An 11972-nucleotide genomic window follows, 5' to 3' on the forward strand; every position below is an offset into this window, starting at 1 on the left:
CAGGGGAGATGGTAGGGCGGGCGCCGAGGCTGAGGGGCGACGTACGGATGAACACCTTGGAAAAGAAATCCGCCTTTATCCTGACATATTTCCTAAGGCTGTGACTTTCTTGGCCGAAACCCGGTCCGGAGGTGACCATGCGCTCCGGCGAACCAGACCTTTCCGGAGGGCCTCTACCAGGGGAACCTCTACCAGGGGAAGGAGAACAGGTCGTAGTAGGCCGCGGCGACCAGCAGCAGGCCGGTCCCGCCGAGCACCCCGATGATCGCGGCCCACTGCGGGCGGCTCGGCCGCCAGCCCTCCCGCAGCCCGGAGACGACCGCCGCGCCGGCCGTGACCTCCTGCAACAGCATGAGTACGGCCAGCATCCTGATGACCAGCCACCCGGCGAGCACCGCGGGCCAGGCCCCCGCCTGGTTGACCGAGAACAGCACCAGCAGGGTGATGAGCGCGACCACCGAGACCAGCAGCCCGGCGCCGGTCCACGCCATCCGCCGGAACCTGCGCCTGACCGGGGGCCAGACTCTGGCACCGGTCTCGCCGGACGGCCGCCCGCGCAGCCGTAGCACCATCTCGGTCACCGGTCCGACCACGTAGCCGACCGCGGTCAGGCACAGCGTCATCCCCAGAACCGCCCCGCCCGCGTACCACGGCGCCGCGGGGACCTCGCTGGCCTCGTAGCGCTGTACGGGTGTCGCGCCCGCGATGTGCGCGGCGGGTCTGGCGGTTCCCGGCAGTCCCGTGACCCAGTTGGCCAGCGTCTCCAGATACCCGGGCGCGAAGGGGCCGCCGTGCAGGCGCATGCCGTGGTCGGCGCCCTTCAGGTAGCGGATCGTGTAGTCGGGGTTGCCTCCCTCGGCGAGCGCGCCGGTCAGGGCCTTGCTGCTCTCGACGAACGGGATCGACGGGTCGCTCGTGCCGTACAGGGCCAGGACGGGGGCGCGCACCCTGCGCAGCGCGGGCATGCCGTCGTGGCGCAGGAAGTTCATGTGCACTGCGCTCATCGCCCTGACCAGCAGCTCCCTGGTCCCCGCGGGGGCGTGCAGCCGGTCGAGCTGCTCGCCGAGCGCCCAGGTGACCTGGCGTAACGGTGAGACGTTCGGCGCGGAGACCAGCACGGTGAACCCGACGTCCCGGCTCCTGGCCGCGGCGATCGGCGCCACCCAGCTGCCCTCGCTCACCCCCCACAGGCCGGTCCTGGCGAGGTCGACGTCGGCGCGCAGCCGCAGCCTGGCCAGCAGGCGCAGGGCGTCCTCGGCCAGCAGCTCGAAGTCGCGGTTGCGGAAGTCGTAGCGGACGGTCCGCTTGTCGTAGACGAGCGTGACGATCCCCGCCCCGGCCAGCCACTCGGCCTGGTCGGTGAACTCGTCACGCACCCCGGGACCCGCCCCCTGGACGAAGACCAGGGCGGGATGCCTGCCGGGGGACAGCGGCGCGCGGATCGTCGCGTCGAGCGTCGTGTCCCCGGCGTCGACGGTGATGTCCTCAACGGAGAAACGCCCGTTCGCCGAGACCGGCCTGGTCTCCGCGACGGGCTGGGCGGGGAGGTTCTGGAAGATCGGGTCCACGTTCAGCGGCGGCGGATCGAAGGGAGGCGGCAGGGTGTAGCCGACCGTCGCCAGGGCCAGCAGGACCACACCCGCGGCCACGCTCACCACGCCTCGGCCAGCTCGCATGCCGATCGCTCCCTGGTCGTTGTTCGCCTCCGGGAGAAACGTACGATCTTCAGCGTACCCACGGCCGGTCACACCCGACAGGACGAATGGGAGCAGAGTGGTCACAGTGGTCTCGTGTGCGTTCGAGGCCTGTTAGCTTCACGTGACATGCGCGTGCTCCACACCTCCGACTGGCACCTGGGCCGCTCCTTCCACCGCGAGAGCCTCCTGAACGCCCAGGGCGCCTTCGTCGACCACCTGATCGAGACGATCAGGAGCGAACGGATCGACGTGGTCGTCGTCTCCGGCGACGTCTACGACAGGGCGCTGCCCTCGGTCGACGCGGTCGACCTGTGCAACCAGGCCCTGCGGCGGTTGGTCGGCGAACGGGTGCGCACCGTGCTGATCAGCGGCAACCACGACTCCGCGCGCAGGCTCGGCTTCGGCGCGGACCTGATCGACGCGGCGGGCGTCCACCTGCGCACCGACCCCGCGCGGGCGGGCGAGCCGGTCCTCGTCGAGGACCCCTCGGGCGACGGGCAGGTGGCCTTCTACGGCATCCCCTACCTGGAACCCGAGCTGGTGCGCGAACCGTGGGAACTGCCCGAACGCACCCACACCGCGGCGCTCGGGCACGCCATGTCCCTGGTCCGCGCGGACCTGGCCCGCAGGGGGACCCGCTCGGTCGTGCTCGCCCACGCCTTCGTCACCGGCGGGCGGGCCAGTGACAGCGAGCGCGACATCAGCGTCGGCGGGGTCGAGCACGTCCCGCTCTCCGTCTTCGACGGCGTCGACTACGTGGCGCTCGGCCACCTGCACGGCCGCCAGCGGATGAGCGAGACCGTACGGTACTCGGGCTCCCCGATCGCCTACTCCTTCTCCGAGGAGCGCCAGGTGAAGGGCTCGTGGCTGGTGGAGGTCGACGCGCGGGGGCGGGTGAGCGCGGAGTTCGCCGAGGCCCCCGTCCCCCGGCCGATCGCCACGCGCAGGGGACGTCTCGACGACCTGCTGACCTCGGCGGACCACGCGGGTTACGAGGACCACTGGCTCCAGGTCACGCTGACCGACCCGGTCAGGCCGAAGGAGGCCATGGAACGCCTCAGGACCCGCTTCCCGCACACCCTCAGCCTCTCCTTCGAGCCCGAGGGCGGCACCCAGCAGGGCGCGGTACGGCCGAGGCTCGCCGGAAAACCGGAGATCGAGGTGGCGCTCGACTTCGTCCGTGAGGTCCGGGGCGAGGAGGCCGACCCCGAGGAGACCACGCTGCTCCGCGAGGCCATTGAGAACTGCCGAATCAGGGAGGCGATGGCGTAGATGCGCCCGCACCGTCTGTGGATCACCGCGTTCGGCTCCTTCCCGGGTGAGGAGGAGATCGACTTCGACGCCCTCGCCGAGGCGGGGCTGTTCCTGATCCACGGCCCGACCGGCGCGGGCAAGACCACCGTGCTGGACGCGCTCTGCTACGCCCTGTACGGCAGGGTGCCCGGCAGGCGCGACAACGCCAAGAGCCTGCGCTGCGACCACGCCCCACCCGGCAGGGGGCCCTCGGTCGCCCTGGAGGTCACCCTCAGGGGGCGGCGGCTGAAGATCACCCGTTCCCCGGCCTGGCAGCGCCCCAAGCTCAGGGGAGAGGGCATGACCGGGGAGAAGGAGAAGGCACTCGTCCAGGAGTTCACCCCCTCGGGTGAGTGGACCGGGCTGACCACGCGGGTCGACGAGGCGGGCGAGCTGATCGGCACCCTGCTGGGCATGAACGCCGACCAGTTCTTCCAGGTGGCGATGCTCCCGCAGGGGGACTTCGCCAGGTTCCTGCGCGCCGACGGCGAGGACCGCCGCAGGGTGCTCGAACGGCTGTTCTCCGTGAGGGTCTACGCCGGCGCCGAGGCGTGGCTCGCCGACCGGCGCACCGAGGCCTTCCGCGAGCAGCAGAGCCTGCGCACCGAGGTCGACTTCGCCGTCAAACGCATCGAGGAGGCGGCGGGCCCCGAACTGCTCGCCCTCCTCGCCGAGAACGCCGGGGACTCCTCCAGCGAGGAGGACCCGCTCGCCTGGGCCGCCGCGATCGAGGCGCTCGCCGCCGACGCCGAGGCCGGCGCGGGCCGCGACAACGACGGTGTCCTGGAGACCGTACGGCTGGCGCGGGCCGCCCTTGAGCAGGGAAACGCGCTCGCCGACCGGCGCCGCCGCCACGCCGAGGCGGTGGCGCGCGAACGCGCCCTCGGGGAGAGCGCGCAGGAACGGGCCGATCTGGAGGACGTGCTCGACGAGGCGGCCAGGGCCGACCGGGTGCTGCCCATGATCCGGGCCGCCGAGCAGCGGGAGGAGACCGCGACCAAGGCGCACCGGATGGCCGCCGACGCCGTCGCCCGAGCCCTGCCCCTGATCGGGCCGGCAGCCGGGGCAGCGGGCGAGAACGCGGCCGGCGTCGAACGGCTGGCCGCGATGGCGCTCGACCGGCGGGAGGAGATCACCAGGCTGGAGGAACTGCGCACGCAGGAACCGCTGCTGTCGAAGGACCTCCTGGAGCGTGCGACGCTCACCCAGGAGATCGCGGAGCTGGAAGCCCGCCAGAAGGAGACCGACAGCCGTCTTGGGGTTCTGCCCGGCCTCAGACGCGAGGCGGAGGCAAGGCTTTCCGCCGCCCGCCTGGACGCCGCGCGGGTCCCGGCCGCGGAGTCGGCGCGTGACGCCGCGCTGGCCCGGTTGAAGGCCATAGAGCGGCGGGACGGCCTGGCCGTCGCCCTGGAGGAGGCGCGAGGACACCTGGCCACGGTGCTGGGCAGGCTGCCCGATCCGGTGGAGCACCGTCCGGGGGACGAGGCGCGCACCCGCGAGCTGCTGGCCGTACGGGAACGGGAGCACGGGCGGCTGCTCGCCGGGCTTGAGGGGTTGCGCGGCGACGAGGCCAGACTCGCCGAACTGGCCGGGCCGCTGGCCGTGCTCGACGCCGAACTCGCCGAGGCGCAGGAGCGGGAGACGGCCCTTGGCGCGCGGTGCGCGGAACTCCCGGCCGCGCTCGCCGAGGTCACCGCGGAGCTCACCGAGGTCAGGGCCAGGGCGGCGGAGATCCCCGAGACGCGAGCACGTGCCGCCGCCGCCGCGGCCGGACTCGACGCGGCCGGACGCCGCGACGGCCTGCGCGCCGAACTCGACGCCGCCAGGACGCTCCAGGCCGAGGCCGTCGACCTCGCCCAGCGGCTTCGCGACCGCCTCCAGGACCTCCGGCAGGCCAGGATCGACGGCATGGCCGCGGAACTGGCGGCCGAACTCGTTCCCGGCGAACCCTGCGCCGTCTGCGGCTCTCCCGAACACCCTCACCCGGCGGCCAGGTCGGGGCGGGCCCCGACCCCCGAGGACGAGCGCGCCGCCCAGGCCGACCACGACGCCGCCGTGGAACGGCGCAGGAACGCCGAGACCGCGGTCGCCGCCCTCACCTCACGCCTCGAAGAGGCCCTCGCCGTGGCCGGGGACACGCCCGTGGAGCAGGCGCGGGAGGCCCTCGACGAGGTACGGCGCGCGCTGGCCGCCCTGACGGCGGTCGCGGAGACAGAGAGCGCCCTCGCCGAGAAGGCGGAGCGTCTGACGGCCGAACTCGACGAGGCGCGGACCGGGGCGGCCGACGCCGCGCGGCTGCTCGCCGGAGGCCGTACCCGCCAGGAGGAGTGGCGGGCGGAACAGGACAGGCTGACCGCCCGGCTCGACGAGGCACGCGGCGCCGACCCGACCGTCCAGGCCCGCAGGGAGCGCCTGACGCGGGAGGCGGCCCTGTTCGCCGCGGCGGCGGAGGCGGCCGGTCGCGCCGCGGAACTGGCGGCGGAGCACCGGGAGGCGTCCGAGGAGACGGACGTCCCGGCCGAGCAGGCCGCGCGGGAACTCGCGCGGGCGCAGGAGGCGCTGGCCGGGCTCACCGAGTCGGCGCGGGCCGAACCCGCGCTGGCCGAGGAGGCCGCGCGGACCGCGGACGAACAGGTCAGGCTTGAGGAGCTCTCGCGCGAACTCGCGGTCACGCTGGCCGCCCGCCGTACGCGGCGGGAGAGGCTGGACGCGGACATCGAGCGGCTGACCGCGCGCCTGGACGAGGCACGGGGCGACGACCCGACACTGGCCGCCAGGCTGGACCGGCTGGCGGAGGAGGCGGAGCTGCTCACGGAGGCCGTCGAGGCGACCCGGCTGGAGCGGACGGCCACGGCGGAGCTGGCGGCGGCCCGTGTCACGGCCACGGCCGCGGCCGTCGAGGCGGGCTTCTCCGGTGTCGAGGACGCGCTCGCGGCCTTCCGTCCGCCGGCCGAGCGGGAGGAGAAGGCCGAACGGCTGCGCGAGCTCGAAAGGGAACGCGTCGCGGTCACCGCCCTGCTGGCCGACCCCGAACTGGTCGCCGCCGCCGCGGAGCCCGAACCCGACCTCGACGGGCTGCGGGCCGCGCGTGACGCCGCGGAGGCCGCCCAGGCGAGGCTGCTGTCCGCGGCGAACCAGGCGCGGGCCCGGCTCGCCAGGCTCGTCACGCTCGGCGCCGAGCTGGCGGGATGCCTGGACCGCTGGGGTCCCGCGCGGCGGCGCCACCACGTCGCCGAGGGGCTGGCGGCCCTGACCGGCGGGACCTCGGGCGACAACCGCTGGAAGATGCGCCTTTCCGCCTTCGTGCTCGGCGAGCGCCTGCGGCAGGTGGTCGACTCGGCCAACGAGCGCCTCGACCGCATGTCGGGCGGCCGTTATCTCCTCGAACACGGCCTCGGCCGTACGGCGGGCGACCGCAGCAGGTCGGGAGGCGGGCTCGGCCTGCGGATCGTGGACGGCTGGACCGGCAGGGACCGCGACCCGGCGACCCTGTCCGGCGGTGAGAGCTTCATCACCTCGCTGGCGCTCGCCCTCGGCCTGGCCGACGTGGTCAGCGCCGAGGCCGGGGGAGTCGAGATCGGGGCGCTGTTCATCGACGAGGGGTTCGGCACCCTCGACGAGGAGACCCTCGACGGGGTGCTGGACATCCTCGACGGCCTGCGCGACGGCGGCAGGGCCGTCGGCATCGTCAGCCACGTCACCGAACTGCGCTCCCGCGTCCCGGCGCAGCTACGCGTCAGCAAGGGCCGCAAGGGCTCGACCGTCGAGGTCACCGTGCCCTGACGAGCCCTGACGGCCCTGACCGGCGGCACGGGCCGGGCGGTAGGGTATGCGGAGGCGGTCTCCGAGTAGATGTGCGGAGAACGCCGGGAAAGTGAGGAGTCAAGGTGGCGACCACCCAGCGCCCCATGCGGGCCGACGCGCGGCGCAACTACGAACGACTGCTGGCCGCCGCGCGGGTGGCCTTCGCCGAGCAGGGCACCGAGGCGTCCCTGGAGGAGATCGCGAGGGCCGCCGGGGTCGGCATCGGCACCCTCTACCGGCACTTCCCCACCCGCAGGGCGCTGCTGGAGGCCGTGCTCCACGACGGTCTGGTCACCCTCGACACACAGGCCCGCGAACTGCTCGGTTCGGACTCCCCGCAGGAGGCGCTCCTTGAGTGGACGCGCCACCTGATGGCCCACGCCACCGTCTACCGGGGACTGGCCGCGACACTGATGAGCAGCCTCAACGACCCGGCCTCCGAGCTGTACGGCGCCTGCCAGCAGACCCGCGCGGGCGGGTCGGCGCTGCTGGCCGCCGCCCAGCGGACCGGCACCGTACGCGACGACGTCACCGGGACCGACCTGATGCGTCTCGTCAACGCGGTCGCCTGGATCGGTGAGCACTGCGGCGACGACACCTCGGAACGCCTCCTCGGCCTGGTGATGGACGGCCTTCGGGCTCAGTAGCCCCGCGTACGGCGGGCGGCGGGACGGCTGATGAACGCGCGGGTACGGCCACCCCGTCGCCTGACCCTCCTGGTCAGGTCGGAACCGGTGACCGCGCGCACGACCTCCCCGCCGAGGATGACGCCCGCGCCCAGGGCGAGCGCGGTCGACAGGGCCTGGAGCAGGCTCTCCTGCCCCGCGCCCCCGTGGCCCAGGTTGACCTCGAGCATGCCCCGGTAGAGCGCGGTCCCCGGCAGCAGCGAGCCGATCGCCGGGATCGTGATCACCATGGAGGGGACCCGGGCACGCAGGGCGTAGGCGCCGCCGAACAGCCCGACGACCGCCGCGGCGACGGCGGTGGCCAGGACGACCGGCACCTGCCAGACGTGCAGCTGCACGAAGACCACCCAGACCATCGCGCCGCCGAGCGCCGCCGCGAACAGATGGCGGGGCGGTACGAGCAGCGCAACCGCGAACGACAGCGTCACCCCCACGGCCCCGAGCAGCTGCTCAGGCCTGATCAGCAGCGGCGCGGACGGCACGTTCTCCACCGTCAGCGGCACCCCGAGACGGACGGCGGCGTACAGCGTGATGCCGATGCCCGACACGATCGCGGTCAGGATGAAGAAGATCTCGAACAGCCGCCCGGTCGCCGTGACGTACTCGCCCGCGATGCCGTCCTGCACGCAGGCGACCATCGGCCGTCCGGGCAGCAGCGCGACGACCGCGCCGACCACGACGGCCTCCGCCCGCACCGGCGCGCCGATCGCGAGCATCAGCACCGCGACCAGCGAGCCGAGCATCGCCGCGACCGTGAGCTGGAAGAACTCCGCGACCCCGCGTCTGGCCAGCCAGGCGCTCGCCCGGTCGCCGAGCACGGTCGCCGCGAACGCCGCCGTCGCGACCAGCGCGCCGCCGCCGACCAGGATGCTCGCCGAGGCCGCGATCAGCGCGAGCGCCGTGACCAGGAACCAGTCGGGGTAGACCCGGACCCGGCGGGTGACCTTCCGCAGCCGGGACTCGGCCTCCTCAAGCGGCATGGATCCGCCCGCGGTCTCCCTGATCATCTCGTGGACCGCGATCAACCGGTCGTAGTCGGGCAGGCGGCGCCGTACCCGGCGTTCCGCGGTGACCGGGACGCTCCCGTCGGAGGGGACGTGCGAGAGCGTGATGGCCGACAGGTTGACGTCCGCCTCGCAGTGCGGCACGCCGTAGGCGTTGGTGATCCTGCGCATGGCGCCGGAGACCGTCTCGGTGCTCTCGCCGCTGCCGAGCAGCAGCTCACCGACCCGCAGCGCCAGCGCCATCGCCCGGTAGAGGTCGTGTTTCTGGGGTGTCCGATCCAGCGGCGACGCCGACACCGATCCTCCCTGACCCTCCCGGCCGTCACCGGCCGTACCTCATGCGAGATTATCTGGTTCGCCGCCCGTCTCTCACCGTTCGTCCCTCATCACCTGTTCCGCACCGTCCGTCTCCGGTGTCCGCCTGCCCACCGCGGCGGCCAGCGCCCGCACCCGCTCCGCGTGGGCGTCATGACCGACGATCACCGGCGGCTCGTTGTACGGCATGGCGTCGGAGGAGCGGCGCAGCTTGATGTACTGCCCGCAGGCGTCGACCGCGTAGGGCTCCATGTCGTCCTGGAGCGCGCCGATCACGGTGATGCCGTAGGTCTCGCCGATCTTGCGGAACAGCGCCACGGCCTCCCTGCGGTGCTCCTTGCCCAGGTTGCGGCCCAGCTCGTCGAGGACGAGGCACAGGTGGCCGCCGCCGGAGGAGGCGATCGCCGCGGCGCAGACCAGCTTGACCGCCTTCTCGTCCATCAACGCCGTGTTGGCCCGCCGGTTGTACGGCACGAAGCCCTGACCCTCGCCCCTGCGCCACCTGGGGGTGACCCGCCACGCCCAGCGCTGCTCGGGGTCGGCGGGCGCGGGCGGCACGGGAAACTCCAGCGTCGCGCCGTAGCCGCCGTAGGAGGTGTCCAGCCGGTCGAACTCCTCGGCGACCCGGGTGAGGCGCGCCTTGATCGCCGCGCTCAACGCCGCCCGGTGCACGGCGGTCGACTGCGCGGCCTCCTCGGCGCCCTTCGCCGCGGCGGCGAGGTCACGCTGCCTGGTGGCGAGCTGGGACTCGATCTGACGGCGCTGGTGACGTTCGTACTCCTCCTGGCCGCGCAGGTAGGACGCCAGGGCGGCGCAGACGCCGGGGAAGGTCGTCTGCTCACGCGCGGTGCGCCCGGCGCCGGGCTCGGTGCGCCGCCGTACCAGGAAGGCGAGCTCCTCGGGCATCTCGTCGTCCTCGCCGGGGAAGGTGTCGCGCAGCGCCTCGTCGAGGCGGCGTTCCGCGGTCCGCCACCACTCCTCGGCCGTCAGCGGGGACTCCTGCTCGCCCAGCGCCTCCAGCCACTCGCGGGCGCTCTGCGCGGTGCCGCCCCACTCGGCGGCCAGCGCCTCGATGCCGAGTGCCTGCCGCTCCGCCGTGATCGCGGCCGCCCGCTCGGCCGCCCGGTCGCGCTCCGCCTCGTGCCCGGCCCTGCGCCCCTCAAGGCGCTCGATCTCCATGTTCCTGGTCCTGGCACGGAAGTCGAGGGCGCCTGCCCGTCGCTCAGCCTCACCCACCTTCGGCCCGGCCTCGGCCAGCGCCTCGGTGAGACCGGTGAGCGCGGCCCGCCGTTCGGCCAGCCGCCGCTCGACGTCGGCGAGCCGTACGGCGGCCCTGGCCCCCTCCAGCCGCCGCCCGGCCTCTGCGACGCCGTCCTCGGCGGCGCGCACCGTCTCCGCGGCCACCTCCTGCGCGTCACGCGCCCGGTGCAGCCGCAGCTCGGCGGCCTTGATGCGGGCCTCCCTGCCGGTCGTGACCGCCTCGAACGCCCCGACGACGGTGACGCCCGCCGCGCTGACCAGCACGGAGCCGGGCAGCGCGGCCAGCGCCCGCGCCGCGGACGCCAGGTCGGCGGCGTCCACGACCACGGCGTGCTCCCTCGGCCAGCCACGGGCGCCGAGAGCCGCGGCGACCGCCCGCCCCGCAAGGCCGCCCGTGTCGTCCCTGGCGTGCTCGGCGACGTCGAGCGCGTCGAGCAGGCCGCTCGCCTCGACCCCCGCCGCGGCGAGCGCGTTGAGCTGTGCCGCGGCCGGGCCGCCCTCGGCGTCGTCGAGCGCGGCCTTGGCCCCCTCGGCCTCGCGGTCGGCGACACCCAGGGCCTTCAGCGCCTCGTTGAGCCTGAGCCTGGCCTGTCCGAGTTCGTCCTCGGCGGTCCGCACGTCACGGCCGTCGGCCAGCCGCCGCTGTTCCTCAAGGCCGGGGATCTGCCCGCGCAGCTCGTCGACCGCGTTCTCCGCGACCGCGCGGTCGGCGTCCAGCTTGGCCGTCCGCGCCTGCAGGGCGGTCAGCTCCCTGCGGGCCTCGGCCAGGCCGCGGTCGAGCGTGTCGTCCTTCAGGGTCGCGATCTCCGCCCGGACCTCGGCGACGGCCTCGGCCGCCCGCTCACCCTCCGCAGTCGCCCGCTCCAGGTCGGCGGCGAGAGCCTCGTCCCGCCGCGCGGTGTCGGCCAGCCTGCGCGCCAGCCGCCCACGCCAGCCGCGCATCCCCTCGGCCAGCCGTATCCTGGCCCGGTCGCGCCGGTCGAAGGTCTCAAGCAGCGCCCGCGACTCGTCCTCGAACTCCCTGAGCAACTCGGCGGCCCGCGCCGCCCGCACCCGTTTGGCGTGCTCGTCGCGCCGGGCGTCGCGTTCCTGGTCCAGCTCGGTGTCCAGGCCGGTCAGCGCGGCGATGGCCTCGAAGACCCGCTCGGGGGAGATCTCGTTGAGCGGCTGGGACAGCAGGTTCGTCGCGACCTTGCTGCGCACCGAGGTGGACAGGAACGACACGCACCTGACCCGGTCGCCGTACAGGAACCTGGTCAGGTCACGGGCGACGACGTCCCTGCGGCCCGCCGAGCGAGGCAGCGTCGCCCACAGGTGGTCGGCCCGCGTCACCCGCTCGGCCTCCGAGGAGGCCGTGGCCACGCACACCCCGGGGGTCCAGCGGATCTCCAGGTGCGGGGCCTCCTGGTTGACCCGCAGCCACACCGTCAGCGCGTCGTCCAGCCCGCCGGTGCCCGCCCGCCCGTCGCCGGCGTTCGCGAAGACGCCCACGATGTAGCCGTGGTCGGCGCTCGCCCAGGTCCTTCCGCCCCCGCCCGCGGCGAGCTCGGCGTTGAACAGCAGCTCGGAGACCGCCTTCGCCCCGGAGGCGAAGCGCCACTGCTCGTCGCCGAGCAACGCGGTGATCATCGCGATGAACGAGGACTTGCCCGCGCCGTTGGAGTCCTTCGGGCCCGCCCCGGCGACCACGATCAGCGTCCCCGGCACCGTCGGCACCGGGTGGGTGGACAGCCGGGAGATGTTGACCGCCTGCACGGCGATCAGCACCCGGTCGCCGACCACGTTCTCACCCGGCGCCGCCACCCTGGCCTCGACGGGCACCAGACTGGCCTGCCCCGCTCGCCCGCCTGCGTTGTCCGGCGAGTCCCCGGCTGACGGGTCCGGCTGCTCGGTCACCCCTGTCGTTCCCTTCT

General features: G+C 74.0%; 6 protein-coding genes. 3 read left to right on the top strand and 3 right to left on the bottom strand.

Annotation, left to right across the window (positions count from 1 at the left end):
• Positions 1-188: 188 nt before the first annotated feature.
• On the bottom strand, positions 189-1676 hold the full coding sequence (locus tag ABT340_RS16110; RefSeq protein WP_352011515.1) for an alpha/beta hydrolase family protein: 1488 nt from the start codon (positions 1674-1676) through the stop codon (positions 189-191).
• A 147-nt stretch (positions 1677-1823) separates the two neighbouring features.
• On the opposite strand from ABT340_RS16110, the gene ABT340_RS16115 reads away from it, so the two are divergent.
• The 3 genes from ABT340_RS16115 (at position 1824) to ABT340_RS16125 (ending at position 7441) form a co-directional block, all read left to right on the top strand.
• The gene (locus ABT340_RS16115) at positions 1824-2969 is read left to right on the top strand and encodes an exonuclease SbcCD subunit D (RefSeq protein ID WP_352011516.1); all 1146 of its coding nucleotides are present in this window, start codon (positions 1824-1826) and stop codon (positions 2967-2969) included.
• Positions 2970-6773 (top strand): AAA family ATPase, encoded by a 3804-nt coding sequence (locus ABT340_RS16120; RefSeq protein WP_352011517.1) that lies wholly within the window; start codon positions 2970-2972, stop codon positions 6771-6773.
• Between the two features lie 104 nt (positions 6774-6877).
• Positions 6878-7441, top strand: coding sequence for a TetR/AcrR family transcriptional regulator (locus ABT340_RS16125; RefSeq protein WP_352011518.1), 564 nt, complete (start codon positions 6878-6880; stop codon positions 7439-7441).
• On the opposite strand, the gene ABT340_RS16130 is transcribed toward ABT340_RS16125, so the two are convergent.
• Together ABT340_RS16130 and ABT340_RS16135 are read right to left on the bottom strand one after the other, a co-directional pair.
• A complete protein-coding gene (locus tag ABT340_RS16130) occupies positions 7435-8781 on the bottom strand; it encodes a threonine/serine exporter family protein (RefSeq protein WP_352011519.1) in 1347 nt (448 codons plus the stop codon). The two genes, ABT340_RS16125 and ABT340_RS16130, sit on opposite strands and share 7 nt — an antisense overlap.
• Positions 8782-8853: 72 nt before the next feature.
• Positions 8854-11955: a coiled-coil domain-containing protein gene (locus tag ABT340_RS16135; RefSeq protein WP_352011520.1), complete on the bottom strand. Its 3102-nt coding sequence runs from the start codon at positions 11953-11955 to the stop codon at positions 8854-8856.
• Positions 11956-11972: the final 17 nt, after the last annotated feature.

This window comes from Streptosporangium sp. NPDC000239, assembly GCF_040300765.1.
GTDB lineage: Bacteria > Actinomycetota > Actinomycetes > Streptosporangiales > Streptosporangiaceae > Streptosporangium.

Bases quoted from the DNA above. Each gene is read 5' to 3' on its own strand.
- ABT340_RS16110 (WP_352011515.1), bottom strand. From the start codon at position 1,676: ATGCGAGCTGGCCGAGGCGTGGTGAGCGTGGCCGCGGGTGTGGTCCTG.
- ABT340_RS16120 (WP_352011517.1), top strand. From the start codon at position 2,970: ATGCGCCCGCACCGTCTGTGGATCACCGCGTTCGGCTCCTTCCCGGGT.
- ABT340_RS16115 (WP_352011516.1), top strand. From the start codon at position 1,824: ATGCGCGTGCTCCACACCTCCGACTGGCACCTGGGCCGCTCCTTCCAC.